24 protein-coding genes, 1 other RNA gene and 1 pseudogene are annotated in these 23,815 nt (G+C 66.4%); 15 read left to right on the forward strand and 11 right to left on the reverse strand.

Translation table 11 applies throughout. The features are described from left to right. Nucleotides 1-25 precede the first annotated feature (25 nt). The 3 genes and pseudogenes from ACCQ00_RS02805 to ACCQ00_RS02815 form a co-directional block, all read right to left on the reverse strand. Nucleotides 26-519: pseudogene (locus ACCQ00_RS02805) on the reverse strand (DUF2145 domain-containing protein); the annotation flags it as partial. 18 nt (nucleotides 520-537) lie between these two features. Beyond that, a non-coding RNA gene (locus tag ACCQ00_RS02810) (sX9 sRNA) lies at nucleotides 538-613 on the reverse strand. A 93-nt stretch (nucleotides 614-706) separates the two neighbouring features. Then, nucleotides 707-1,654 (reverse strand): mitochondrial fission ELM1 family protein, encoded by a 948-nt coding sequence (locus ACCQ00_RS02815; RefSeq protein ID WP_039567932.1) that lies wholly within the window; start codon nucleotides 1,652-1,654, stop codon nucleotides 707-709. Between the two features lie 134 nt (nucleotides 1,655-1,788). On the opposite strand from ACCQ00_RS02815, the gene ACCQ00_RS02820 reads away from it, so the two are divergent. The 4 genes from ACCQ00_RS02820 (at nucleotide 1,789) to ACCQ00_RS02835 (ending at nucleotide 5,176) form a co-directional block, all read left to right on the forward strand. Continuing rightward, nucleotides 1,789-2,379: a malonic semialdehyde reductase gene (locus ACCQ00_RS02820; RefSeq protein ID WP_008571724.1), complete on the forward strand. Its 591-nt coding sequence runs from the start codon at nucleotides 1,789-1,791 to the stop codon at nucleotides 2,377-2,379. A 231-nt stretch (nucleotides 2,380-2,610) separates the two neighbouring features. Further along, nucleotides 2,611-3,354 carry a YceI family protein gene (locus ACCQ00_RS02825; RefSeq protein ID WP_080948784.1) on the forward strand — a complete coding sequence of 248 codons (744 nt, stop codon included), beginning with the start codon at nucleotides 2,611-2,613 and terminating at the stop codon, nucleotides 3,352-3,354. Nucleotides 3,355-3,480: 126 nt separating this feature from the next. Continuing rightward, entirely contained in the window at nucleotides 3,481-3,720 is a 240-nt protein-coding gene (locus ACCQ00_RS02830; protein WP_039567923.1) for a hypothetical protein, read from the forward strand. A 184-nt stretch (nucleotides 3,721-3,904) separates the two neighbouring features. Further along, nucleotides 3,905-5,176, forward strand: coding sequence for a histidine-type phosphatase (locus ACCQ00_RS02835; RefSeq protein WP_039567922.1), 1,272 nt, complete (start codon nucleotides 3,905-3,907; stop codon nucleotides 5,174-5,176). Nucleotides 5,177-5,243: 67 nt separating this feature from the next. Here the strand turns inward: ACCQ00_RS02835 and ACCQ00_RS02840 are convergent, their stop codons facing one another. From ACCQ00_RS02840 to ACCQ00_RS02850, 3 genes are all read right to left on the reverse strand, one after another. Continuing rightward, entirely contained in the window at nucleotides 5,244-5,627 is a 384-nt protein-coding gene (locus tag ACCQ00_RS02840) for a hypothetical protein (protein ID WP_039567920.1), read from the reverse strand. Nucleotides 5,628-5,792: 165 nt separating this feature from the next. Continuing rightward, nucleotides 5,793-6,596 (reverse strand): siderophore-interacting protein, encoded by an 804-nt coding sequence (locus tag ACCQ00_RS02845; protein WP_039567919.1) that lies wholly within the window; start codon nucleotides 6,594-6,596, stop codon nucleotides 5,793-5,795. Between the two features lie 310 nt (nucleotides 6,597-6,906). Then, the gene (locus tag ACCQ00_RS02850) at nucleotides 6,907-7,443 is read right to left on the reverse strand and encodes a PadR family transcriptional regulator (protein WP_039567917.1); all 537 of its coding nucleotides are present in this window, start codon (nucleotides 7,441-7,443) and stop codon (nucleotides 6,907-6,909) included. Between the two features lie 186 nt (nucleotides 7,444-7,629). On the opposite strand from ACCQ00_RS02850, the gene mdcA reads away from it, so the two are divergent. The 9 genes from mdcA to ACCQ00_RS02895 all read left to right on the forward strand — a co-directional run bounded on the left by mdcA (nucleotide 7,630) and on the right by ACCQ00_RS02895 (nucleotide 16,340). Continuing rightward, nucleotides 7,630-9,276: a malonate decarboxylase subunit alpha gene (mdcA, locus tag ACCQ00_RS02855; protein ID WP_039567915.1), complete on the forward strand. Its 1,647-nt coding sequence runs from the start codon at nucleotides 7,630-7,632 to the stop codon at nucleotides 9,274-9,276. A 9-nt stretch (nucleotides 9,277-9,285) separates the two neighbouring features. Beyond that, entirely contained in the window at nucleotides 9,286-9,603 is a 318-nt protein-coding gene (gene mdcC, locus ACCQ00_RS02860) for a malonate decarboxylase acyl carrier protein (RefSeq protein ID WP_017155902.1), read from the forward strand. A gap of 241 nt (nucleotides 9,604-9,844) precedes the next feature. Next, nucleotides 9,845-10,747, forward strand: coding sequence for a biotin-independent malonate decarboxylase subunit beta (locus ACCQ00_RS02865; protein ID WP_180301588.1), 903 nt, complete (start codon nucleotides 9,845-9,847; stop codon nucleotides 10,745-10,747). Continuing rightward, nucleotides 10,738-11,442 carry a biotin-independent malonate decarboxylase subunit gamma gene (gene mdcE, locus ACCQ00_RS02870; protein WP_039567902.1) on the forward strand — a complete coding sequence of 235 codons (705 nt, stop codon included), beginning with the start codon at nucleotides 10,738-10,740 and terminating at the stop codon, nucleotides 11,440-11,442. Before ACCQ00_RS02865 ends, mdcE begins: the two co-directional genes overlap by 10 nt. 2 nt (nucleotides 11,443-11,444) lie before the next feature. Continuing rightward, the gene (gene mdcG, locus ACCQ00_RS02875) at nucleotides 11,445-12,086 is read left to right on the forward strand and encodes a malonate decarboxylase holo-[acyl-carrier-protein] synthase (RefSeq protein WP_039567900.1); all 642 of its coding nucleotides are present in this window, start codon (nucleotides 11,445-11,447) and stop codon (nucleotides 12,084-12,086) included. Then, on the forward strand, nucleotides 12,083-12,952 hold the full coding sequence (gene mdcB / locus ACCQ00_RS02880; protein WP_372354059.1) for a triphosphoribosyl-dephospho-CoA synthase MdcB: 870 nt from the start codon (nucleotides 12,083-12,085) through the stop codon (nucleotides 12,950-12,952). The genes mdcG and mdcB overlap by 4 nt, the downstream gene beginning before the upstream one ends. Before the next feature lie 226 nt (nucleotides 12,953-13,178). Next, nucleotides 13,179-14,099 carry a malonate decarboxylase subunit epsilon gene (gene mdcH, locus ACCQ00_RS02885; RefSeq protein ID WP_039567891.1) on the forward strand — a complete coding sequence of 307 codons (921 nt, stop codon included), beginning with the start codon at nucleotides 13,179-13,181 and terminating at the stop codon, nucleotides 14,097-14,099. A gap of 87 nt (nucleotides 14,100-14,186) precedes the next feature. Continuing rightward, the gene (locus ACCQ00_RS02890) at nucleotides 14,187-15,542 is read left to right on the forward strand and encodes an SLC13 family permease (RefSeq protein ID WP_039567889.1); all 1,356 of its coding nucleotides are present in this window, start codon (nucleotides 14,187-14,189) and stop codon (nucleotides 15,540-15,542) included. Nucleotides 15,543-15,620: 78 nt separating this feature from the next. Then, nucleotides 15,621-16,340 (forward strand): GntR family transcriptional regulator, encoded by a 720-nt coding sequence (locus tag ACCQ00_RS02895; protein WP_039567887.1) that lies wholly within the window; start codon nucleotides 15,621-15,623, stop codon nucleotides 16,338-16,340. Between the two features lie 194 nt (nucleotides 16,341-16,534). Here ACCQ00_RS02895 and ACCQ00_RS02900 read toward each other — a convergent pair whose 3' ends face one another. The 5 genes from ACCQ00_RS02900 to ACCQ00_RS02920 form a co-directional block, all read right to left on the reverse strand. Next, nucleotides 16,535-17,281, reverse strand: a complete 747-nt coding sequence (locus ACCQ00_RS02900) for a hypothetical protein (protein ID WP_039567886.1) — start codon at nucleotides 17,279-17,281, stop codon at nucleotides 16,535-16,537. A gap of 481 nt (nucleotides 17,282-17,762) precedes the next feature. Further along, nucleotides 17,763-18,386, reverse strand: coding sequence for an HAD hydrolase-like protein (locus ACCQ00_RS02905; protein ID WP_039567884.1), 624 nt, complete (start codon nucleotides 18,384-18,386; stop codon nucleotides 17,763-17,765). 226 nt (nucleotides 18,387-18,612) lie between these two features. After that, entirely contained in the window at nucleotides 18,613-19,032 is a 420-nt protein-coding gene (locus tag ACCQ00_RS02910; RefSeq protein ID WP_017155892.1) for an STAS domain-containing protein, read from the reverse strand. Next, on the reverse strand, nucleotides 19,029-19,460 hold the full coding sequence (locus ACCQ00_RS02915) for an ATP-binding protein (protein WP_039567883.1): 432 nt from the start codon (nucleotides 19,458-19,460) through the stop codon (nucleotides 19,029-19,031). The genes ACCQ00_RS02910 and ACCQ00_RS02915 overlap by 4 nt, the downstream gene beginning before the upstream one ends. Beyond that, nucleotides 19,457-21,565, reverse strand: coding sequence for a SpoIIE family protein phosphatase (locus tag ACCQ00_RS02920; protein WP_039567882.1), 2,109 nt, complete (start codon nucleotides 21,563-21,565; stop codon nucleotides 19,457-19,459). Before ACCQ00_RS02920 ends, ACCQ00_RS02915 begins: the two co-directional genes overlap by 4 nt. A gap of 137 nt (nucleotides 21,566-21,702) precedes the next feature. Here ACCQ00_RS02920 and ACCQ00_RS02925 point away from each other — a divergent pair, with 137 nt between their 5' ends. Both ACCQ00_RS02925 and ACCQ00_RS02930 read left to right on the forward strand, forming a co-directional pair. Beyond that, the gene (locus tag ACCQ00_RS02925) at nucleotides 21,703-22,302 is read left to right on the forward strand and encodes a hypothetical protein (RefSeq protein WP_039567926.1); all 600 of its coding nucleotides are present in this window, start codon (nucleotides 21,703-21,705) and stop codon (nucleotides 22,300-22,302) included. Beyond that, nucleotides 22,299-23,624 (forward strand): XVIPCD domain-containing protein, encoded by a 1,326-nt coding sequence (locus ACCQ00_RS02930; RefSeq protein WP_372354060.1) that lies wholly within the window; start codon nucleotides 22,299-22,301, stop codon nucleotides 23,622-23,624. Before ACCQ00_RS02925 ends, ACCQ00_RS02930 begins: the two co-directional genes overlap by 4 nt. Nucleotides 23,625-23,815: the final 191 nt, after the last annotated feature.

Consider the following 23,815-nt stretch of genomic DNA (forward strand, 5'->3'; position numbering starts at 1 on the left):
GGCCGCATTGATCAGACCATCCTTAGCGCGTCTCATGCAGGCGGTGGGCGAGGTCGCCGCTGCCACTGGGCAGTGCGTGCAGACGTTGCTGTAATGCCAGGGTGAGAATGCCCACGCGCTGATCGCTGCTCAACGCACGCTCGCCGACGAAATTGCTCAGGCTTTCGATAGAGAGCTGCGAGGCATCGCTTTGCAGCGATTGAGCAGGTGCCGCACGCGCCAGATGCCATCGTCGTCGCGCACGGCGAACGCCAGGTGGCTGTGTTTCAGGCCCTAGCGGCTTAGGTCCGGCCCGCCGCGTGCCAGCAGCACCACCTTGGCGTCGGGCAACGCATCCAGTGCCTGCGCGGTGGAGCCGGCCAGGTCGAACATCGCGGCGGTGGCGTGCGGTGATGGTTAGCGCGGTACGCAGCGCGGTGCTGCTGCGATGGCGGCCAGCGGTAATGCGGCAAGGACCAGCAGTGCGATCGCCCGGCGCCGGGTGTGCCCCATCCATCGCGCGTCGATTGTCCCGGTCATGCGCAGCGTCCTGAGAGTGGCTGACAAAACGTAGCGAGCGGTCGTCAGGTGGGCGTGGACGGCGCACAGGAACCGGCGTGTACGCGTGGTACATGCCGATTCTGAACACCGGCCGCGCTCGCCTGGCGGTTGCGTAGTCGTTTTATTGGCCGCTCTGGGTCTCAGTGGCCCGCTGATGGGCCTTGGGTCATGCCAGCAGGCGCGCACGCACCTGCATGGCGATGCGCTCGGTTTCGCGCACTGCCACGATATCGACAGCGCCGGCGATAACTTCATCTGCCGGGCGCAAACGCTGGCGTTGTCGCAATGCGTGCAGGTAGTTGCCCACGCGCCCGCGTGCCTGTTCGCCGAACGCGGCGGCCACCGCCACACGGGTGGCGCAGGCTTCGGAGAGCAGGTTGACCGAATCGGCGCTGGCCACGATGGCATCGGCCCAGCCGAGCAGGCCGGCGTATGGGTTGGGCCCATCGCGCTCGTCGCACCACAGCAGATGCGGCAGGCCGGCGCAGGCCGCGCGCACCGTTGCGATTGCATCGCCCGGCGTGCGGCGCGAGATGGTCACCAGCAGGCTGCCGCCCAGCGCGCGCAGTTGGGCACGCAACGACGTGCACAGGGCCGCCAGCGCCTGTAGCGTCCATGGCACCTGGTCGGTGGGCCCACCGACCAGCAAGGCCAGCCGCGGGCCCGGCAAGCCGCCGATTGCGGGGAACGCGGCCCGGCCGGCCGCCAGCCACGCATCGTCCACCGGATGCAGGCTGCCGAGCAGGGTGAGTACGTTGCTGCCGCGCAGTGCATCGTGCTCGGGCACGACCAGCAGGTCCCAGTGACGCGGGTCCAGCCGCGGATCCAGGATCTGCACGCTGCGGCTGCCCTGGGCACGCAGCAACCGGGTCGCCAGCGCCGCCTGCCGGCCGCAGCCGATGACAAGCGCCGGGGGCTGCTGCAGTTGCCGGGCAAATTGCGCGCCGAAGGCCTGCCGTGCGCCGGGGAGCCGCCGCGGCGCCGCCCAACGCCACGGCGCGTTGGTCTGCAGGTGCAGGGGCTGACAGGCATCGGGCTGCAGTGCACGCGCCAGCGCTTCGGCCTGGCGCGCATTGCCGGCACGGCCGTCGCTCAGTGCCCAGGTCAGCCCCATCGTTTCAGATCCGACATAGATTTGTTTCAGATTGAACGCGTGTGGCGGCAATCGCGCCACTCTACACTGCGGGTCTTCACACTGGCGCCGACGCCGCAGCCTACCGTCGCACCACCCCTTCCCCTGGAGTGCTCATGTCCGACTCGCTCAACGCCGCCGCACTGGATCAGCTGTTCCGCACCGCCCGCACGCAAAACGCGTTTGCCGACACGCCGGTCAGCCACGAGGTGCTGCGTGAGCTGTATGAGCTGGTGAAGTGGGGCCCCACCGCGGCCAATAGCGGTCCGGCGCGCTTTGTATTCGTGACCAGCGCCGAGGGCAAGGCCAAGCTCAAGCCGGCGCTGTCGGAGGGCAATGCCGCCAAGACGCTGGCCGCACCGGTGACGGTGATCGTGGCGCACGACGAAGACTTCCACGAGAAGCTGCCGTACCTGTTCCCGCATGCCGACGCCAAGAGCTGGTTCGACGGCCCGCGCGAGGGCCGCACCGAATCGGCGTTCCGCAATGGCTCACTGCAGGGCGCCTACCTGATTCTGGCCGCGCGTGCGCTGGGGCTGGATGCCGGCCCGATGTCCGGCTTCGACAACGCCAAGGTGGATGCGGCGTTCTTCGCCGGTACGCCGATCAAGTCCAACTTCCTGGTCAATCTTGGCTACGGCGACCCGGCCGGGCTGTTCCCGCGTTCGCCACGCCTGAGCTTCGACGAAGCGGCGCGTTTCGAGTAAGGCGATACATGCGTGCCGGCTGCGGCGCAGCGCCATGGGCGGCGCGTGCCGGCCCGGCTACCGCGTGTGCCTGCCACGTTCAAGCGACGCAGTTGGCCGTTTGCCGGCCGATCGCTTGATCTGGCTCGCCGTGTCGACGTACATGGTGTCTTGCGTTTCCTGCAGTCCTCGTCCGTCTGCATCTGTCCCACCCGCGTTGATCCGACGCGTCTCTCATCCCATGGAGTTCCAATGAAGACCACCCACAAGCTGTTGCTGCCGCTCGCCCTGACCCTGGCCATTGCCGCCTGCTCCAAGCCGGCCGACAACACTGCCGCTCCGGCCGCCGAAACCCCGGCCGCTGCCACCGCACCGGCCGACGCCGCTGCTGCGCCGGCGCCGGCACCGGCGGCTGCCGCCTCGACCGCCCCGGCCGTGGAAGTGGCGTCGGGCACCTACACCCTGGACCCGTCGCACACCGACGTGCTGGCGCAGTGGAGCCACTTCGGCTTCTCCAACCCGAGCGCGCACTTCGGCAATGTCGACGGCACCCTGGTGTACGACGCGGCCGACGTGACCAAGTCCACGGTGCAGGTCACCCTGCCGCTGTCCGGCTTGAACAGCTTCACCGCCAAGTTCGACGAACACCTCAAGAGCGGTGACTTCTTCGACGCGGCCAAGTTCCCGACCGCCACCTTCAAGAGCACCAAGGTGGAAGCTGCCGGCACCAACAAGCTGACCGTCACCGGCGACCTGACCATCAAGGGTCAGACCAAGCCGGTCGTGCTGGACGTCACCCTCAACGGTGCCGGCGAGCACCCGATGAAGAAGGTGCCGGCCGCCGGTTTCGACGCCACCACCACCATCAAGCGCAGCGATTTCGGCCTGGGCCAGTACGCCCCGAACGTCAGCGACGAAGTGAAGATCCGCATCACCACCGAAGCCCTGCAGGCCAAGGCCGGCGATGCTGCGGCGAAGGATGCCGCAGCCAAGTAAGCGGTCTGGCTGCTGTCCAGGCAAAGGCCCGCTTCGGCGGGCCTTTGTCGTTGAGGGGGACGACCACGTGCGACCCGTCGGGTGTGGGCACGACATGTTGGGGCAGCCTGCGTGTCGGGGCGTGTCTTGGGAAGCGCCGCCGCGTACGGCATCGCCGGCAGCGTCAGCGGCGTGGACTCTGGCATCGGCAAACAGGTGGTCGCCGCGGCGTTGGGCAAACTTGATGCAGCGTCGCTGTCCGCAGATCGCGCCTTCGCCATCGCCGCTCATCCACTGCCAGGCGCAACGCACGGCAACGGAGTTGGCGGTTGTCATCCACGCGTCATCCGGTCCACGCAGGCTGGGCACATTTTTCTGGACCGGTGATGTCTGTCGTGCGCTTGGGTAGATCGCTGCTTCTGTTCTTGCAAGCGCAGCCTTTGCGTCGCCGCGGTGTCCGGCCTGGCGGCACGCGCACCGTCGGTGTGCGTGCCGTCCATGCACAGCAGTCTGTCGGTCGGTCTGGACGCGGGGTCGTGCTCGCGTTGTCGGCGACCTTCTGAGGCAAGCCATGCGTAATCGCTCTTTTGCCACGACGATGTGGCACGCCCTGCTGGGTCTGGCGCTCTGCCTGCCGATGGCAAAACCGGTTGTGGCAAAAGAGACCGCCGCCGCAACCGCGCACCTACGCCTGAGCATCGTGCTGGTGCGGCATGGCATCCGTGCACCGACCCAGCCCGGCAGCGAACTGGATCGCTACAGCGCGCAGCCGTGGCCGCACTGGCCGGTGGCCGAGGGCCAGCTGACGCCGCACGGACGAGCCGGCATGCAGGCGTTGGGCGCACGTTATCGCGCGCTGCTGGCGCCGCCGCTTGGGCTGCCGGCCCGTGGCTGCGCGGGCACCGAACAGATCGTCACCATCGCCGACAGTACCGCCCGCAACCACGCCAGCGCGCAAGCGCTGCTGCAGGGCATGGCGCCGGACTGCGCAGTGCACTACCAGGCCCTGCCGGAGGGCGAGCGCAATGCAGTGTTCGATGGCGGCAAGGCGTCCGCACCGCCGGTGCGGCTGGAGGCCGACACCCGTGCGCAGTTGGCGCAACTGCAGGCGGTGTTGAGCGGCTGCCAGCATGGGCGCTGTGTCGTGCCGCCGCCGGAGAGCCTGCTCTACGATCCGGCCACGCGCGACGGCTCGCCGGCCGCCGCCAGCACCCTCAAGCTGGCCGGTGGACTGGCCGAGGACCTGATGCTGGAGGACGTCGAAGGTTTCGATGCCGCACAGCTGGGCTGGGGTCGGGTGGATCGCGCCGCAGTGGCGCAGTTGATTAGCTTGCACAACGCCTCGTTCGCTCAAAGCAAGCGCCCGTTGCCGGGCGCCCGCGCGGCGGCGTCCAACCTGCTCGCGCATCTGCTGGCCACCGTGCAGGCAGCGGTTGGGCAAGCGCCGTCGGTGGCGGCCCTGGCGCCGCCGTCCACCCGCCTGCTGGTGCTGGTCGGCCACGACACCAATCTGGCCACGCTCGGCGGCCTGCTCGGTGTGGACTGGCATCGCAGCGATCGTCCCGACGACTATCCGCCCGGTGGCGCGTTGGTGCTGGACGTGCTCGAACGCGACGGCGCGCCGTTGCTGCGCGTGCGGACCTTGATGCCCAGCCTGGCGGCGTTGCGCAGCGGCCGCTTCGATGGTGATGCGCTGGCCTCGTCCACCCTGGTGCTGCCCGGCTGTCATGGCCAGTACCTGTGTCCGTTGCCGGTCGCGCTGGCCTGGCTGCATACGCGCATCGATCCGGCGCAGGTGCAAGCGGACTTGCCTGAGCTGCGCTCCTGGCCGGCGGGGTCGTGAGCTGGCGCTCATCGCGTGCCATCAATGAACGGAGGCCCTGACGCTGAGGGCCTCCACGATCAGGGGCTTACCTATAACGCCCTTGCGCTTTGGATACGCTTTGAACGTGTGTGGCTTGCTCCAGCGATAGCAGATACACCTGTACCCGCTGTTCGCCAAACGTCGCGGTCGTATTGCTCGCGATGTTCATCCGGTTGAGCGGGTTGCCGGACGCGTCTGCCAGAACCAACGCATAGATCGGTCCGAACCTGGGGTCAGTGCGAATCGTCGAGGCTTTTACACGATAGCTTCGGCGATCAGGCAGCTTGACGATGGGAGACAGCTCGCCAGGGGTGAGCTCCAACTCAACGTCTCTGCCGCTCAGGTCGCCACGCACTCTGATCTCCAACAACTGACGATCAGGGGCGACGAGGTGCTGGGGCGCTGGATCGCCCTGCTGCCCTGAGGACATGGCGAAGGGCGATGCTGCCAAAAGGGCGGTAACTGCTGCGGCTTTCAGGATGCGACGGCGATGAATTTCTGGGGAGTCTTTCATGCTTGCGTCTCGCTTATCGTGCCCAGGGGGAACGGCGGTTGCATGACCTGCGATTGCAGCATCCATCTTACGTGAGCGGGTTCAACCCGCAATCACCGCTGAGTCATCCGAGGTCGCCTTCCAATAGCCCTTGGCGCGCACATCGTCCTTGCCCACGCCCAGGTGCTCTTCCAGGAACTTGCGCATGGCGCGCGCACGCGTCGACTCGGCGCCGATCCAGTAGAACGTGTCGCCATCCTGTGGCTCGTAGTCGCGCAGGCTGTCTTCCAGCAGGGTGCTGCTGGCGGCTTCGAAGCCATTGCGCTCCAGCCAGTTCACCTGCACTTCGGCGGCGCTGAGCAGTTCCTGCCGCTCGGCGGCGTCGGCGATCTCGATGAACACCTGTGCGTGCATGCCGGCGGGCATCGCTTCGAGCCAGCGGCCAATCGCCGGCAGCGCGGTTTCGTCACCGATCAATACGTAGTGGTCATAGTCGTCGGCAACCAGGAACGAGCCGCGCGGGCCGCCGATTTTCAGTGGGTCGCCGGGCTGCGCGCGCGCGGCCCAACTGGAGGCCACGCCCTCGCCGTGCAACACGAAGTCGATGCTCAACTCGCCGCTCTGCGGATCGAAAGCGCGTGGCGTGTAGTCGCGCGCCGGCGAAGGCAGCGCGCCTTCCTCGTAGCGCGGGCCTTCCGGCATCATGGTCGGCAGCACGAAGGCGCCGTCGGCATTGGGAAAGAACAGTTTGACGTGATCGTCTGGCGCCTCGCTCTGGAAACCGGCCAGTTCGCCGCCGCCGAACACGATGCGGCGCATGTGCGGGGTGATCGCTTCGCAACGCAGCACCTGCACGGAGCGCAGGCGTGGGTCGCGACGGAGTTGGGTATTGGTGTGTGCAGCCATGGGGTGCAATTCCTGGAGGGCCGCAGGGATGCGCGGCGGTGCGGGAGAGGGATGGAGCGTTAGGAAATCACTGCGTGATCAGTCAATGAGGTGGTGAGTGGCGACCTGCCACGGTGATGCGCTGTCACCCAGCGCAGTGGCGTTGCCTTCTCCCTGCGCGAGACGTGTCCCGCAGGAGCAGATGAGGGGAAATGCGAAGCTGCGTGCAGTGGCATTGCCTGGAATCGAAGGCAGTGCCGTCGCTGGATCGACCTACGCAGCTCGCAGATCGCTGTCAGGCCGGCCCCAAACGTCACCGCACGACACCGGCTCAGTCGTCGTCGCGCTCCATGCCGTCGGCGGCGGCGTTGAGTAATGCAGCAATCCGCGCGGTCTCTGCCGCGTTCCATTGCCCGTGGCGCGCGAACAAACCATGTTTGATGCGATGAATCGCCTCGCGAATCGGGGCCGGCGTTTGCGACTTGATCAACTCGCGCGCGCGCCGATGGGTACGGGCCAAGGCGGCATCGAGCGCATCGCGTTGCTGTGCAACGTAGTAGCCGCCAGCGGCCGTGACCTGATAGCGCTTGCGGCCGGCATCCAGATCGGTATGCACCCAGCCGGCCGCTTCCAGCTGCGCCAGCGCCGGATAAATCGCCCCGGCGCTGGGTGTGTACAGCCCCTTGAACAGGGCGGCGATCTGTCGCATCAGCTCATAGCCATGGCACGGGCGCTCGGCAATCAGCGCCAGCAGCAGCAGGCGCAGATCACCGTGCTCAAGCGGGCGCACGCGTGCGCTGTCACTGCGACCACTGGCAGGCGCCGCATCGAGATCGGCCGATGGGCTGAAGGGGGGGCGCTTTTTCATTCGATATATCGAAGCATGGAGAAACGATATATCGAAGTGCGTTGATGCACAAGCGCCCGACTCTCGGGTGGGTGACCGCCCCTCCGGCGACGACCCGGATGCTGCAACGCGTCTAGACATGCACGGAATCCATAATTACGATGTAATTACTTTGACATTACGGGCTTGCCCCGGCGAGGCAGAGGCATGAGTCGACAGTGGGACACCCAGGCCGAAAGCCGGCGTCAGCGCTTGCAGCGGGCCGCCGCGCTGGCGCCGCAGGGCCGCGTGGTGGCTGCCGACGATGTGGTGGCGCTGCTGGAAGCGGTGATCGAGCCCGGCGACCGCGTGTGCCTGGAAGGCAACAACCAGAAGCAGGCCGATTTCCTGGCACGTTGCCTCACCGAGGTGGATCCGGCCCGCGTGCATGACCTGCACATGGTGCAATCGGTGCTATCGCTAGCCGCGCATCTGGACGTCTTCGAACGCGGCATCGCCAAGCGCCTGGATTTTTCGTTTTCCGGCCCGCAGGCAGCGCGCCTGGCCGGGCTGGTCAGTGAAGGTCGTATCGAAATCGGTGCCATCCACACCTATCTGGAGTTGTTCGGCCGCTACTTCATCGACCTGACCCCGCGCATCGCACTGGTCACCGCGCAGGCGGCCGATCGCCACGGCAATCTCTATACCGGCCCCAATACCGAAGACACGCCGGTGATCGTGGAAGCCACCGCGTTCAAGGGCGGCATCGTGATCGCGCAGGTCAACGAAATCCTCGACACCTTGCCGCGCGTGGATATTCCTGCCGATTGGGTAGATTTCGTGACCCAGGCGCCCAAGCCCAATTACATCGAACCGCTGTTCACCCGCGACCCGGCGCAGATCTCCGAGATCCAGGTGTTGATGGCGATGATGGCCATCAAAGGCATCTATGCCGAATACGGCGTGGACCGGCTCAATCACGGCATCGGTTTCGATACTGCCGCCATCGAACTGCTATTGCCGACCTATGCCGAATCGTTGGGGTTGAAGGGCAAGATCTGCCGGCATTGGGCGCTCAATCCGCATCCGGCGCTGATCCCCGCGATCGAATCGGGTTTCGTGCAGTCGGTGCACTCGTTCGGTTCCGAGCTGGGCATGGAGAACTACATCGCCGCACGCCCGGACGTCTTCTTTACCGGCGCCGATGGCAGCATGCGCTCCAACCGCGCGCTGTCGCAGACCGCCGGGCTGTATGCCTGCGACATGTTCATCGGCTCCACGTTGCAGATCGATTTGCAGGGCAACAGTTCCACCGCCACGCGCGACCGCATTGCCGGTTTCGGCGGCGCGCCCAACATGGGTTCGGATGCGCGCGGTCGCCGGCATGCCAGCGCCGCCTGGCTCAAGGCCGGGCGCGAAGCGGCAATGCCGGGCGAGATGCCGCGTGGGCGCAAGCTGGTGGTGCAGATGGTGGAGACCTTCCGCGAACACATGGCGCCGGCCTTCGTCGACAAACTCGACGCCTGGGAATTGGCAGAGCGCGCCAACATGCCGCTGCCGCCGGTGATGATCTACGGCGACGATGTCAGCCATGTACTCACCGAAGAGGGCATCGCCAACCTGCTGTTGTGCCGCACGCCGGAGGAACGCGAGCAGGCCATCCGTGGCGTGTCCGGCTATACCGCAGTGGGCCTGGGGCGCGACAAGCGCATGGTCGAAAACCTGCGCGACCGCGGCGTCATCAAGCGGCCGGACGATTTGGGCATTCGCCCGCGCGATGCCACGCGCGATTTGTTGGCAGCGCGCACGGTCAAGGACCTGGTGCGTTGGTCCGGCGGCTTGTACGACCCGCCGAAACGTTTTCGCAATTGGTAAGGGCACAGCATGGAAACCCTGCGATATCGCTTTGATGGCCAGCGCGGTGCACGCGCGGGGCTGGAACACGCGCTGGTCGGTGTCGTGGCTTCCGGCAATCTGGAAGTGCTGGTCGAGCGCGTGCCGCTCGACGGTGCCATGGAAATCGAGATCCTCACCGCCGCACGTGGCTTTGGCGCGATCTGGCAGGCAGTGCTGGACGATTTCGCCGCACGTCATCCACTGCGCGATGTGCGCATCAGCATCAACGATGTCGGCGCCACGCCGGCGGTGGTGAGCCTGCGCCTGGAACAAGCGCTGGATGTGCTGCAGGGAGAGGTTGCATGAGTCGCCGCAGCTATTCCGTAGGAGCGCACCCGGGCGCGACGGGCATTCCCAGTCATGCCCCGGTCGCGCCCAGGTTCGCTCCTACGCGCGTCGTCGGGAGCACCATTGTCGATCGTGCCGACCGCCGCAATCCCGTAGGAGCGCACCCGGGCGCGAAGGGCTTTCCCGGTACCGCTTCAGTCGCGCCCAGGTGCGCTCCTACGTGTGTTGTCGGGAGATATGTATGAGCACCACCATTCCCATGGCCGAGCGCAGCTATTACGAGGCCGATGCGCGCGAGCGCATCGATGGCGTGCTGGATGCCTGCAGCTTTCGCGAGTTCGTTGGCCCGCGTCGTCGCTTGATCAGCCCGCATCTGGCACAACTGGAAACACCCGGCGCCTTCGATGACGGCATCGTGGTGGGCGAAGGCACATTGCGCGGCCGCGATGTGTTGATCGCGGCGCAACAAGGCGCCTTCATGGGCGGCGGCGTGGGCGAAGTGCATGGCGCCAAGCTCACTGGCCTGCTGGAGCGCGCCGCAACCACGCAGCCGGCAGCGGTGCTGTTGCTGCTGGACACCGGCGGCGTGCGTCTGCATGAAGCCAACGCCGGGCTCATCGCCATCTCCGAAATCATGCGTGCCACCTTGGGCGCGCGTGCCGCCGGTGTGCCGGTGCTGGCCTTGATCGGCAGCGGCAACGGTGCATTCGGCGGCATGGGCATCGTGGCGCGCTGCTGCAGCGCGGTGATCATGTCCGAAGAAGGCCGCTTGTCGTTGTCCGGCCCGGACGTGATCGAAACCGTGCGTGGGGTGGAGGAGTTCGACGCGCGCGACCGTGCCCTGGTGTGGCGCGTCACCGGCGGCAAACACCGCTACCTGATTGGCGAAGCCCACACGTTGGTGGCCGATCGCATCGATGCATTCGCCGATGCAGCGTTGGCCACGCTCGATGCCCTCACCGAGGCGACCGGCGAGGCCGCATTGCAGGCGTTGGAGCATGCGCAGCAGCAGCTGGCAGCGCGCATTGATGCATACGGCGATTGCCGCGACGGGCTGGAGATCTGGAAGCGCCAGGGCATCGTCGATGCGCAGCGCCTGCCGCTGCTGGACACCGAGGCCTTCCTTGCCGCAACCGCAGATCGGAGCCTCCCATGGAACTGAGCCGCCTGCTCGACCAGCTGTTTCCGCTCGGTCACGCCATCGCGCGTAACGACGATGTGCTGACCGGCAGCGCAACTACTGCCGCTGGCGAGGTCACCGTGATCGGCACCGCCAACAAGCTCGAAGTGGGTGTCGACCACGCCTTGGCCTTGGCGGCCACCGTCTTGGCAAGCACGCGCGCCTACCCGCAGCGCCCGATCGTGATGCTGGCCGACACCGCCGGGCAGCGGCTGGCACGGCGCGATGAACTCCTCGGCATCAACGGTTATTTCGCCCACCTGGCACGCGCACTGGAGTTGGCACGCAGGCGCGGCGCGCGGCTGATCACGCTGGTCTACGGCGAATCGGTCAGCGGTGGATTCCTGTCGTTCGGGTTGATGGCCGACCATATCCATGCACTGCCCGATGCGCAGATCCGGGTCATGGATCTGCGCGCGATGGCGCGCGTGACCAAGCAATCGGTCGACACCTTGCAGGCATTGAGCAAGAGCTCGCCGGTGTTTGCGCCGGGCGTGGAAAACTACGTGCGCATGGGCGCGGTGGAATCGCTGTGGGAGGGCGATCTGGCGCAGGCACTGCTCGATGCATTGGCCGCGCCCACCGATGGCGACCAACGCCGCGCGCTCGGCGCGCAACGTGGGGGCCGCACCCTGGCGCGCGATGTCGCTGCCGCCGTGGCAGCAGGCGAGGCCTGAGCATGGCTGGCCGCCACGCCCTGGTGTGGTTGCGCGAGGATGCGCAGTGGCAGGCCGTCACGCCTGGCGCGCAGCCACGGTTGCAGCAGTGGTTCGCGGCCGGCCTGCCCGCGGTGGTGGCGCGTGGCGATGGCAGTCAGGCACCCGGCACCGTTCGGCTTGGCGTGCCGCTGCCGCCCGGCGAAGGCAAGCAGCGCCTGGCCCTGCACGCACACGCGACCGAGATCGCACGCTGCACCGCGCCACTGGCACTGGATGCGGTGATGCCGCATGCGCCGGTCGCGCTGCAGCCGGCACTGCAGGCCCTGCTCGCGCACGCGCAGGCGCACGCATTGCACACGCGTGTGTTCGGCAGCTTCGCCTGGCAAGCCCTGACCGGGCTGACCTATGTGCATGCGCAATCGGATCTGGACCTGCTGTGGCCCATCCACACTCCCGAGCACGCGCACGCGGTGGTCACGCTGCTGCAGCGCTGGGAGCAGCGGCACGGACTGCGTGCCGATGGCGAACTGCTGTTGCCCGGTGACCACGCGGTGAACTGGCGCGAGTACGCCGGCAACGCGCAACAGGTGTTGGTGAAATCCAACCAGGATTGCCGGCTATTGCCGCGTGCTGCGCTGTTTCCGGTCCGGAGTGCGGCATGAGCGCACAGCTGCAGCAAACCTGGGTTGACAATGCGCCTGCACCGCCACGCGATGCTGCCTACCGGCTCGGTCGTCTGGCAGTAGGCGCCCTGCATGCGGAGCTGGCCTGCGCGCCCAAGCCGGGTTTGGTGACGCCATTCGACAGCGGCAGCCACACCGACATGGATGCCGCCACCTTCATGCGCAGCCTGTTCGCCTTGCGTGGCTATTTTATCGCCATTGCCCAGGCCGGCATCGACCACGCGCCATTCGAGCGGCTCCGCGCGCTGGGCATCGGGGCCGAGTCGGCGATGTTGCGCGCAACCTGTGGCATCAATACGCATCGCGGTGCGATTTTCAGCCTGGGGCTGCTCACTGCGCAGGCGGCGCGCCTGTGGGTTGCGCAGGGGCGGCGGCCCACTGCAGAACACGTCTGCGACGGCGTACGCGCCTGGCGCGATGCATTGCAGGCTGCACCGTTGAACCCGCACAGCCATGGCCAGCGTGTGCGTGCGCAGTACCGCATCGGTGGCGTGCGCGAACAAGCCGCGGCAGGCTATCCAGTGCTGCGTGAGATCGCCCTGCCTGCATTGCGGACCACGCTTGCCGGTGGCGCCACGCGCGAGGCAGCGCTGGCGCAGACCTTGATGCAGCTCATCGCCCAGGTGGACGATCTCAATCTTTTGCATCGTGGCGGGGCGGAAGGCCTGGCATTTGCCAAGGCGCAGGCGAATGCCTTCCTTGCCGACGGCGGCATTGCGCATCCGCAATGGCGCGCACAGCTGCATGCCATCGGCCAGCAGTTTGTCGCCCGTCGCCTGAGCCCTGGCGGCAGCGCGGATCTGCTGGCCTGTGCATGGTTCCTGCATCGGCAGGAGCTGGCATGAGCCGTCCTCGCTCGCTGGCTGCAGCACATGTGGTGCATGCGCAGACGCAGTGCCGCAGCGTTTTGCTTGCAGCCACAGCGACTGCTGGCCTGCCTGTGGTCGCAACAAACCTCGCATGGTGCCCGCCAGTCCATCGCCGCATCCAGGTTACCCGGCACATTGCTCGCACGATGGAACACGCCAGCGCGCGCGCAGGCCATTCCTGCGAACTCGGTCAGGCCAGCGCATGAGCCTGGCCGTGCTCTGCCCTGGCCAAGGCGGCCAACACACCGAGATGTTCGCGCGACTGGGCGATACGCCTGCGGCAGCCGCCGTCATGGCCAGCGCACAGCGTGTGCTGGGCGTCGCACCACATACAGTGGCCGCAGATCCGGGCCGCTACGCCAATGCCATCGCACAACCGCTGGTCTGCGCCGGCACGCTGGCGCATTGGCAGGCACTGCGCACGCAGCTTCCCACGCCGCTGCTGGTGCTCGGTTATAGCGTTGGCGAGCTTGCTGCACATGCGGTGGCCGGCAGCATGTCCACCGACACCTGCCTGCAGCTGGCAGCGACGCGCGCCCGGCTGATGGATGCGGCCAGCCCGCAGCAGGCGGGGCTGATTGCGGTGATCGGTGTGCCCTTGCGCGCCCTGGAAACGCTGTGCCAGACGCATGGCGCAGCGCTCGCCATCATCAACGGCGACGATCACGCCGTGCTCGGCGGTCCGCGCGCCGCATTGCAGGCGCTTGGCGAGGCTGCCAGCGCACAAGGTGCGCGCGTCACCTTGCTGCCGGTGAGCGTGCCGGCGCACACGCCGTGGTTGAGCGAGGCCGCCGAAGGCTTTGCCATAGAACTGGCAAGCGCAGACCTCATCGCCCCCAAGCTGCGCGTCTTGGCAGGCATCGATGCACGTGCGGTCGGCACGCACGCCCTGGTGGTCGACACGCTGTCCAGGCAGATCGCACAGACCGTGCGCTGGTACGACGTGCTGGTGCAAGCCGCCGAACGCGGCGCACGCGTGTTTCTCGAACTCGGCCCTGGCAGCGCATTGGCGCGCATGGCGCGCGAGGTGCTGCCGGCGTGCGAAGCGCGCTCGGTGGACGAATTCCACAGTACCCACGGTGTTGTCGAATGGGTCACGGCTGCGTGCGAGCGCGCGGCATGACGATCAGGCAGGTGCTGCACACGGTGTGACCCCAGGGTGGCGGGCGGCCATCCGTGCTGTACGCGTATCAGGTGTCTGGGAGGGCGCATGACCCCGCAAATTGCAACGATTCTTGGCTTGGTGATCATGTTCATCGTCGCCACTGCATTGCCCATCAACATGGGGGCGGTGGCGTTCGCGCTGGCCTTCATCATTGGCGGCGTGTGGGTGGGGCTGGAGGGCAAGGAGGTGCTGGCCGGCTTTCCTGGCGACCTGTTCCTGACCCTGGTCGGCATTACCTATCTGTTCGCCATCGCGCAGAAGAACGGCACCATCGATTTGCTGGTGCATTGGGCGGTGCGTGCGGTGCGGGGGCGCATCGTCGCCATCCCGTGGGTGATGTTCGTCATTACCGGGTTGCTGACCGCCTTCGGTGCGCTGGGGCCGGCAGCGGTGGCCATCATCGGGCCGGTGGCGCTGCGCTTTGCCAAGCAGTACCGCATCAATCCGTTGATGATGGGGCTGCTGGTGATCCACGGTGCACAGGGCGGCGGTTTTTCGCCGATCAGCGTGTATGGCGGCATCACCAACAAGGTTGTCGAAAAAGCCGGGCTGGACGTCAGCGAGATGGCGGTGTTCCTCACCAGCCTGGGCTTCAACCTGATGATGGCGATCATCTGCTTCTGCGCCTTCGGTGGACTGAAGTTGATGCGTCGGCAGGAGCTGTCGCTGGCCGATGCGCAGTACGTTGCGGTTGGCGGCGACCAGGCGTCGCACCGCGGCTTTGCGATCGAAGGGCACGGTGCACTGGTGGCGCCGGGCGGCGGCACCCTGTCCACCGACCCGCTGGCATTGGAGGCGGTATCGATCACCCGCGACCGCGTGATCACCTTGATCGGCCTGCTCGGCCTGGGCGTGGCCGCGCTGATCTACAACCTCAACGTCGGCCTGGTCTCGATCACGGTCGCGGTGGCACTGGCGCTGATTTCGCCCAACGCACAGAAAGGCGCGGTGGATGGCATCAGCTGGTCTACCGTGCTGCTGATCAGTGGCGTAGTGACCTATATCGCCGTGCTGGAAAAATCCGGTGCGGTGGACTACATCGGTACCGGTGTCTCGCACATCGGCATGCCGCTGCTGGGCGCGCTGCTGGTCTGCTACGTCGGCGGTATCGTCTCGGCATTTGCCTCCTCGGCAGCGGTGCTGGGGGCCACCATTCCGTTGGCGGTGCCATTCCTGATGCAGGGCCAATTGGGTGCGGCCGGGGTGATCTGCGCGCTGGCAGTGTCCTCCACCATCGTCGATGTCAGCCCGTTTTCCACCAACGGCGCGCTGGTGGTGGCCTCGGCCGCCAAGGAAGAACGCGACGGCCTGTTCCGCCGCTTCCTGATCTACAGCGGCCTGGTGGTGTTGCTGGGGCCGCTGGCAGCGTGGCTGGTCTTCGTGGTGCCGGGCTGGCTGTGATGCGGGCCACACGCCACAGCGCAGCGGGGCGCCCACGTAGAATGGGCGCCCCGCCCCGATGCCGACAGCCTGCCCACCATGACCCTCGCTCCTGATTCGCGCGCCTCCAAAAAGCGCGTGCCGCTGTACGAGGAAGTGGCCGAGCGCCTGCGTCAGAAGATCTACGATTACGCGCTGCCGCCGGGCGAGTGGATCGACGAGCCGGCCCTGGCCGAGGAACTCGGCATCAGCCGCACGCCGCTGCGCGAAAGTCTCAAGCTGCTCGCTGCCGAAGGCCTGGTGCAACTGGATGCCGGCCGCGGCAGCCGGGTCACCCGGCTGACGCTGGAAGACCTCAACCAGTTGTTCCCGGTGATGGCGATGCTGGAAGGCCGCTGCGCGCACGATGCGGTCAAGCGCATCGACGCGGCCGGCGTGCAGCGCCTGGAAGAGCTGCATGCGGCGATGGAAGCCGCATCGGCGGCCGGCGATGTGGCCGAGTACTACCGCAACAATTACCTGATCCACGAAACCGTGCAGCAGTACGCCGGCAATCCGTGGTTGATCCGGGTGACGCACGATCTGCACCGCATCTTGAAGATGCACCGCGGTCGTCAGTTGCTCACGCCCGGGCGCATGGCGCAATCGCTGGCCGAACATCGCCAATTGATGGACTGCGTGCGACGTGGCGATGCCGAAGGCGCCGAGCGCACCATGCACGGGCATTTGCTGAGCCAGGGCCAGGCACTGGCTGCCTACGTGGCGGCCGGCGGCATGTTGAATGTACCGGCGCCGTTGCCGCGCTCGGGCGGGGTGTAGTTGTCTGCTTGAACGGGGCGGAGTGCTGCACTCTGCATCACGTGCGGCAGCTGGGGACTGACCCGGCCGATCAAGGGAGCCACGCCTGAGCGAGTCGCGCGCGGAGAGTGGCATGCGCGTGATGCTTGATGTCGAACAGGTGTTCGCCTGGCGGGCGAACAACTGAGAGTTTCACGGTCAGCACCAGGTATGCGTCACGCGGTGCGTTGCGTCACGAACATGCCCAGTGCTTCCAGGGCCGCGACGATGGAGGCAACCGGGGGCAAGTGTTCTGTGTCGTAGTCGAGCCGTACGCCAACGCGCAGGTCGCCGTGCGCCTGGGTGAGCTGCGCGCGGCCATACACGTCGGGCAGATAGAGCAGGACACCCCACGGCGCATCCGTGCGATGGGCCGCCGGTGCGAATCGCAGGATGGCATCGGCGACGGCATCCACGCTCAGCGCCTGCACGGTGAACAATTCGACAGTGGCGCGATCGATGCCGGAATCGAAGCTGACGAAGGCCGAGCGCAGGGCGGGGCCGGCAGCGCCCCAGTCCAGCGGGTCGGCCAAACCCTGCGGCATCCAGTACACGCGTTCGTCCTGGCGCGGCAGCACGAACAGTGCGCGGCGTGCGTGGCTGTAGAAGATCTTGTCGCCGTCGAGCGAGTACGCGAATGCCACGCCCTGAGCCGCTTCGTCGCGGCTCAAGGTGTGGTCCTCGCCCCAGAACTCATCGAAGTATTCCCGCACGAATGCCTGTTCGGCCGGCGTCTCGGCGATGATCTCGGCGGGCAGGCGCACGATCACGCGATTGTCGTAGGTGCCGGCCCCCCAACGGGTCACGTATTCGGCGTAGCCGGTCGTCAAGGGATGGCCCAGCCAGTCGGCAAGCATCTGCACATCGGCGTCGGTGGCGCGTTGCAGCTTGGGGGTGACCAGGTAGGGCGGCGGTGCGGTCATGGGCAGTCGCGGATCGTCGTGTCGCGGAGGAGACCGGACTCTATACAACGTGGATGCGTCGGCCGGTGTCTGCGGGTCGGGTCGGCGTTAGCTGCGGCACGGCGCCCAAACTCGCTTCGCTCAGACGAGGGTGCCTCCTCGGCCACGCATGACGACAGTGCTCGGCTCGCTTTGAGGCGACTTGGATGAAACCAACTGCGCAAGCAACAGCGACAGCAAGCCAACCGCAGGGCAGGCATATGGGTTCGCTGCCCAATCGGCGACCTGATCTCACATGCATTGCCTGTGACGGGGTATCTGCGGCGGCGCGCAACACGCGGCGAAACCACGCCGTCTACCCAACAGATGCGCGCGGCCATCGATACAGGCGGACCACGTCGTTGGCACACCTCGGGCCAGCGGCCGGCCGCAAGCTGTCGTCACGTCCTTCTCCCACCGGTGGGAAAAGGTGCCCGAAGGGCGGACGAGGGCGCGCCTGGTGCTAGCGCGTCCCCAGCGCAAGCAGGTCTTCCACCCGCGCGATCAGCTGCGTTCCGGCCAATCCGGCAAACACCTCCGGATGCGCGTAGCCCCAAGCCACTGCGGCGAACGGCAGGCCCACGACCTGTGCGGCCTCCCAGTCGGCGACCTGATCGCCCACGTAGACCGCTTGCGATGCAGTGTGCCCGGTGGCACGCAGCACACGACGCAAGGCGCGTTGCTTGCCCAGCAGATGCGCGCCGCCTTCGATGACGGCAAACCTGGCGCTCAGCGCTGCGCCGAGCGCGCGTTGCACGTTCTCCACGGAGTTGGACGACACCACGGCCAGCCGGGTGCCCGCGGCATGCAGCGCGCTCACGGTGTGGGCAATACCGGGAAACAACGCCACCGGCGGCGCAGCACGCATGAGCCGGATGAAGTCGGCTGCCACCCATGGCACGCGCCAGGCGCTCAGGCCCGATGCCTTGAGCAGTTCGCGCGTGCTGAGTCGACGGGCATCGTCGACCTCGTGCGCTTGTGCCGCGCGAAAGCCATGTCGCTCGGCCAGCAGCCGCTGCGTGCTCAGAAAAAAACCAAACGAATCGGCAAGCGTGCCGTCGAAATCAAAAATGATCAGTGCAGGCATGGCAACGCGCAGGAAAAGGCGTCATAGCCTAACCAAGGTGGTGCCGGCACCCGCGCACACAGGTCCCCACATGTGCGCGCAGGCGACGTCGGCGGCGCTGGAAACGCGGCGCGCAGGCGTCCGCTCAGAAGGAAGGCCCGCAGCGACCGTGCGGCGCGCGGTACAAGCCGCACCGCGCCTTGCCGCGCCCACACGGCGGTGAGCGCAGTCGCGAGTACAGCTGCGCTCAGGCTTCGGCGAAGTGCGGCACGATCGGCGTATCGCTCTGCGCGCTTTGTTCGATCACCTTGCGCTGCATCGCGGCCAGGTACGCGTCCAGCTCTTCGGTGGAGGCGAACACGTCGCTCAACGGCACCGCCTTGACCATGTCGAAGACCTTGCGGATCTGCGGTTGCGGGTTGCTCACCAGCACCTTGCCCTGGCGCTGGGCCAGCGCCTTGCGCGCCTTGAAGATGCAGCGGATGCCGGCGCTGGAAATGTATTCCAGTGCGCTCAGGTCCAGCACCAGCGTGGTGATGCGGGTGCCCAGCAACGGCGACAGCGCCACGTCCAGGTCCTGGTAGGTATGGGTGTCCAGCCGCCCGGTCAGAATGACGCGTTGACGGGTGTCTTGCGGCGGGTCGATCTGGATGGCAAGGGTGGTCATGACAGGGCCTCGGGGACAGGGGCGTACGGGTGCAGCAGGGTGACGCGCACGACGTTATATGCACCATCGCGGCGGTAGTCGATGTGATCGGCGAACTGATGGACCAAAAACAACCCCAGCCCGCCGATGGTGCGGTCGTCGAGCTCGTCGCTCACCTCGGGCATGGGCGCAGCGCAAGGGTCGAAGGCGCTGCCGGCATCGTGCATTTCCAACACCAGCGCCTGCGCGTCCAGCTGCAGCTGCAAACGCAGCGGCTGTGCGGCGCACTGGCCGTGGGTCAGCGCATTGCAGCCGAGCTCTTCCACGATCAATCGCACCTGGCCGATGCGCTCGGCGTGCAGGCCCTCGAGCGTGAGCGACTGTTCCAGCGCATCGTTGGCGCCGGCCAGTTGGGCCAGCGATGGCGCGATGGCCAAATCGAGCTTCATGCAGTCGTTGCCTTTCCGGGCGCGTCCCGGCCAGCGTGTGCGACCCGCCCAGCATGCTCCTGGCGCAGCCGGATCGCCAGCAGCGTGATGTCGTCGTAGGGATCGGCGGTACCGGTGAACCGGGCGATATTGGCGATCACCGCCTTGCACTGCGCTGCTGCGCTGCGGCGCGGGTGCAGTGCCGCCACGAGCCGTTCCAAACCGTAGCTGGCGCCGCGCTCGTCCATCGCCTCGGTCACGCCATCGGTGTAGCCCAGCAAGGTCTGCCCGGCGCTCATGCGGCCCTGCAGCACCGGGTAGGACTCCTGCGGCTCGATTCCCAGCGGCGCACCGGTTTCCAGCGGCAACGGGCGCGCCTTGCCATCGATATCGATCAACAACGGCGGCTCGTGTCCGGCGCTGGCCAGCCAGTAGTCGCCGCTCACCACGTTGATCAGGCCGCACAGCACGGTGGCGAACATGCAGGTCTCGTTGTTCTCGGCCAACCGCGTGGAGGCGGCAATCAAGATCGCGTCCGGGCGCGTGTACCGGCGCGCAGCAATCTCCAGCACGCTCACCGCGCGCGCCATGAACAAGGCCGCCGGCACACCCTTGTCGGAGACATCGCCCACCACGAACCACAGCAAGCCCGGTTCAGTTTCCACGAAGTGGTAGAAATCGCCGCCCACCGCCTTGGCCGGTTCCAGCCATGCGCAGGTTTCCAGATGCGAACTGGCGCGGTCGAAGGTGCGCCCGGAAGGCAGCATCGCCTGCTGGATCTCGCGCGCAATCTGCAGCTCGCTGTGCATGCGTTCGCGCGCGGCGGTCATCTCGCCGATCTCGGCGATGTGGTGGCGGATTGCATCGCGCGCGCTGTCGAAGGCGCGTGCCATCACGCCGACCTCGTCGTCGCGCTCGATGTGCTGCAACGGGTACTCGAATTCGCCGCGCCGGAAGTGCTCGGCGGTGTCTGTCAGTTCTTCGATCGGCCGCGTCAACTTGCGCGTGATCCGCCGCATCAACCACCACCACACCATCGCGCCCAGCAGCGCGGCCAGCGCCACCCACGCCGCCAGCCAGTTCAGGCCGGCCAGCACATAGCCTTCGGAGGCCGACAACACGAAGGTCCAGCCGCTGCGCCCCACCGCCGCGCTATGGGTCAGAAAGTGCTCGCCGTCGGGCGCGGTATGCGAAAACGAAATCGGCTGGCCGGCCGCCACGGCGCGCTGCAATGGCCGCAGATCCGGGCGCGAACGGGCCACGTAGGCCATGAGCGAATGGCGCAGATTGAGTGCCGGATCAGGGCTGAAGACCAGCAGGCCTTCCGGCGACAGCAGCATCGTCTGGATGCCGATATCACGCGGCAGCTGGTCGATGATCTCGCGCAGATGCTGCAGCGGCAGATCCACGCTCACCATGCCGACCGGCGCGGTATCCGGTGCATCGCCAGGCCGGCGCAGCGGCAGGTTGTAGCTGGTGTACAGGCCGCCGCCGTTGGCATCCAGGTAGGGCTCGGACCACCATGCGCGGCCCTCGCGCTGGGTGCGCAGATACCAGGGCATTGCGCGATAGTCGTAGCCCAGTTCCAGCGCGGATTTTTCCAAGACGTGGGTGCCGCTGCGGTGCACGTACCACACAAACCCGCTGTCTTGGGCCTTCTGCGTGCGTGGCGCAATGATCAGCCGCGCCGCTCCGATATCCGGGTCGCCGGTCAGCGTGGCCAGCAGCAACGCACGCAGATTGAACGGTTGCAGCCCCACGCCGCTACTGCTGGCGGCCAGCGTGCGCCCGCTCACCTGCACCGAATCGAGCAAGGCCGCCAGGCTGCGCGCAGTCTGTTCGGTCAAACCATCCACCTCGGTGCGCGCCGCCTCCACCAGCTCGGCGCGCGCGCCCAGGTAGAACACCCTGCCCAGCACTGCCAGCAAGGCCACCAGCACGGCGGTGGCAGCCAGCAGCACACGCATGCGCAAGCTGCGGCGCCAGGGCATGCGTGCGGCGACCGATGTGTGTTGCGGCAGTGATCGCGGGCGGTTGCGCATGGCGCACTCTTGGGGGCAGCAGCTGCGCTGGATGATGGCAGCTTTGCTGCCACGCACAACTCTTCCTGGCAGCCTCATCCTCACCTGGTCTCGATTGACCGGCCGAACGCGAGCGGACTAGATTGGCTGCCCCACTGCCACGGAGGCCGGCCTTGCGCCAGATGTTGACCCCCAGCCTGCTGGCCCTTTTGCTTACGGCCTGTCACCCCCCGGAGACCAGCATGACCCAGACCCACTCCCCCGCCACCGAGGCCACTGCAGCAGCCGACGTCCAGGCCGGCGGCCGCGGTCTTGCCAAGTTGAATCCGAGCCCGCGTCAGGCCTATGCGCTGACGCTCACATTGGACAAGGCGCCTGGTCCGTTTACGGCAGTGAACGGGTATGCACAGTACGACGTCAGCAACGACAGCGAATGCGGCCAGATTCATCCTGAAACAGGCGTTGGACAGCGCATCACGAGCAGCGAGCCGGTTGTGCTGAAAAAAGTCTCTGAGCAGGAATATCAAGGAATTATCTACCTCGATCTCATGCGTGACGAAGATTATTACGGGCGTGGGGTCTGTCACTGGGACATGACGGGTGCGCGGGTGTCCCTGAAGGCGACAGGTAAAAAAGAGGAAACTGCATTTCTGCCATTCATCGAGACCAAGGATGTCATTGCTGGCAAGCCGGTCACTTTGTACTTCTGGAAAGGCGGTTATCCCAAGGAAGATATTGCAGACTATGCCGATAATGGCTTGCCCTCGGCGTCGGATTTCAAGCCGGAATTGCGCGACCAGTTATTCTCGGTAACCCTTGCAGCCAAAGAGGTCTCGCCGTGAAACCGACCTCGCAGCAATACGCCATTCTTTCCAACGAGGGCTACGTCGATCACAAGGTCGGTAAGCGCGGCCCCGGCGAACGTGAGCGAGTGGATGTTGGTGGCGAGAGTTACGAAATCCTGGAGCACGTCAATAATCCAAGAACGGGCTATCAGGGAACGATCTATCAACGTGTCGGCGGCGGCGATATCGTCGTCGCCCACCGGGGTACCGAAGAAGTCCTGCGTGACGCGATGCAGGCAGATGGCTCCATGGTGCTTCAGTGCATCAATCCGCAAGCGGAGGATGCGATCGCCCTGACGAAAAGTGCACTTGGCTATGCAGCCAAGCAGGAGCAGCGCACCGGGCACGCTCCGGAGGTGACCGTGACTGGCCATTCGCTAGGCGGAGCGCTTGCGCAGGTCAGCGCGCACCACTTCGATCTGAAAGGAGAAACTTTCAACGCTTACGGTGCAGCGAGCTTGGCGTATCGCATCCCGGAAGGTGGCAACAGCGTGATCAATCACGTCATGGCCGCCGATCCCGTAAGCGCAGCATCTCCGCATTACGGAGAAGTGCGCATCTATGCCAGGCCCAACGAGATCGCAACGCTCAGTGCAATGGGCTACAGCAACAGCAGGTTGAATTTCCTGATTCCCGATTCGCCTGTGACATCTGCAGTCAGTTCGCTCGGTTCGCATACCATCAAAAACTTCCTGGATGAGCGATCTCCGCTTAATAACCCGCAGGCGCGTGAACTCGCGGATCAAAACAAGCGAATGATCAACGAGTATCGATCCGATCTGGACGAGATCCGGACTGGAATCACCTTGTTGAGTCGGGGTCCGAAGGGCCTCGGCCAAGACGCCATCGACGCCATCCGCGGCCCGCTCGCGCCGGGCGAGCCGGCCAAACGCGACGCACGCGAGCACGGCAACGGCCACACCTCCTTGCGGATCGATCAACCGGGACACGTGGGCAATGGCCTGTTCCAGGATGCCCAGCGCGGCGTGCATGCGCAGGACGCACGTGCCGGGCGCACGCCCGACCAGCACAGCGCGCAGTTATCCGGTTCGCTCGCATCGGAAATGCACGCCGCCGGTGGCCAGCGCATCGACGCGGTGATGATGAGCCCGGATGCCGCACGCACCTTCGCCGTGCAGGGCCGCGTCGACGACCCGGCACAGCTGCGCGTGAGCGTGGACACGATGACGGCAATGAATACGCCGCTGGAACAAAGCAGCCAACGCGTTGCCGAAAACGCGGCGCGTCAGTCGGTGGCATTGGAGCAGCAACAGGCGCAGACCCAGCAACAGCAGCAGGGCGCACGCGCCATGGGCTGAGTGGGGAGGCGTGGCGCTGCCGCGTTTGGGTGTGAAGTGACACATCACGCTGCAGCCGTGCCGCAAGCCACCCGCACGGCATCGCCACTATCCGGACGGCATCGCCACCATCGAATCTTGCATCAAGACGCCGGGCCTGCCCGGCGTTTTTGCGTTCGTTCGCGCAGTCACGCGCACCGCTGCTGCTGCAT

This window comes from Xanthomonas sp. NCPPB 3761 (assembly GCF_041475705.2).
Taxonomy (GTDB): domain Bacteria; phylum Pseudomonadota; class Gammaproteobacteria; order Xanthomonadales; family Xanthomonadaceae; genus Xanthomonas; species Xanthomonas phaseoli.

Coding starts and splice junctions, on each gene's coding strand:
- ACCQ00_RS02815 (WP_039567932.1), bottom strand. CDS start 1,654: ATGGGGCTGACCTGGGCACTGAGCGACGGCCGTGCCGGCAATGCGCGC.
- ACCQ00_RS02820 (WP_008571724.1), top strand. CDS start 1,789: ATGTCCGACTCGCTCAACGCCGCCGCACTGGATCAGCTGTTCCGCACC.
- ACCQ00_RS02825 (WP_080948784.1), top strand. CDS start 2,611: ATGAAGACCACCCACAAGCTGTTGCTGCCGCTCGCCCTGACCCTGGCC.
- ACCQ00_RS02835 (WP_039567922.1), top strand. CDS start 3,905: ATGCGTAATCGCTCTTTTGCCACGACGATGTGGCACGCCCTGCTGGGT.
- ACCQ00_RS02840 (WP_039567920.1), bottom strand. CDS start 5,627: ATGTCCTCAGGGCAGCAGGGCGATCCAGCGCCCCAGCACCTCGTCGCC.
- ACCQ00_RS02845 (WP_039567919.1), bottom strand. CDS start 6,596: ATGGCTGCACACACCAATACCCAACTCCGTCGCGACCCACGCCTGCGC.
- ACCQ00_RS02850 (WP_039567917.1), bottom strand. CDS start 7,443: ATGAAAAAGCGCCCCCCCTTCAGCCCATCGGCCGATCTCGATGCGGCG.
- mdcA (WP_039567915.1), top strand. CDS start 7,630: ATGAGTCGACAGTGGGACACCCAGGCCGAAAGCCGGCGTCAGCGCTTG.
- mdcC (WP_017155902.1), top strand. CDS start 9,286: ATGGAAACCCTGCGATATCGCTTTGATGGCCAGCGCGGTGCACGCGCG.
- ACCQ00_RS02865 (WP_180301588.1), top strand. CDS start 9,845: ATGGCCGAGCGCAGCTATTACGAGGCCGATGCGCGCGAGCGCATCGAT.
- mdcE (WP_039567902.1), top strand. CDS start 10,738: ATGGAACTGAGCCGCCTGCTCGACCAGCTGTTTCCGCTCGGTCACGCC.
- mdcG (WP_039567900.1), top strand. CDS start 11,445: ATGGCTGGCCGCCACGCCCTGGTGTGGTTGCGCGAGGATGCGCAGTGG.
- mdcB (WP_372354059.1), top strand. CDS start 12,083: ATGAGCGCACAGCTGCAGCAAACCTGGGTTGACAATGCGCCTGCACCG.
- mdcH (WP_039567891.1), top strand. CDS start 13,179: ATGAGCCTGGCCGTGCTCTGCCCTGGCCAAGGCGGCCAACACACCGAG.
- ACCQ00_RS02890 (WP_039567889.1), top strand. CDS start 14,187: ATGACCCCGCAAATTGCAACGATTCTTGGCTTGGTGATCATGTTCATC.
- ACCQ00_RS02895 (WP_039567887.1), top strand. CDS start 15,621: ATGACCCTCGCTCCTGATTCGCGCGCCTCCAAAAAGCGCGTGCCGCTG.
- ACCQ00_RS02900 (WP_039567886.1), bottom strand. CDS start 17,281: ATGACCGCACCGCCGCCCTACCTGGTCACCCCCAAGCTGCAACGCGCC.
- ACCQ00_RS02905 (WP_039567884.1), bottom strand. CDS start 18,386: ATGCCTGCACTGATCATTTTTGATTTCGACGGCACGCTTGCCGATTCG.
- ACCQ00_RS02910 (WP_017155892.1), bottom strand. CDS start 19,032: ATGACCACCCTTGCCATCCAGATCGACCCGCCGCAAGACACCCGTCAA.
- ACCQ00_RS02915 (WP_039567883.1), bottom strand. CDS start 19,460: ATGAAGCTCGATTTGGCCATCGCGCCATCGCTGGCCCAACTGGCCGGC.
- ACCQ00_RS02925 (WP_039567926.1), top strand. CDS start 21,703: ATGACCCAGACCCACTCCCCCGCCACCGAGGCCACTGCAGCAGCCGAC.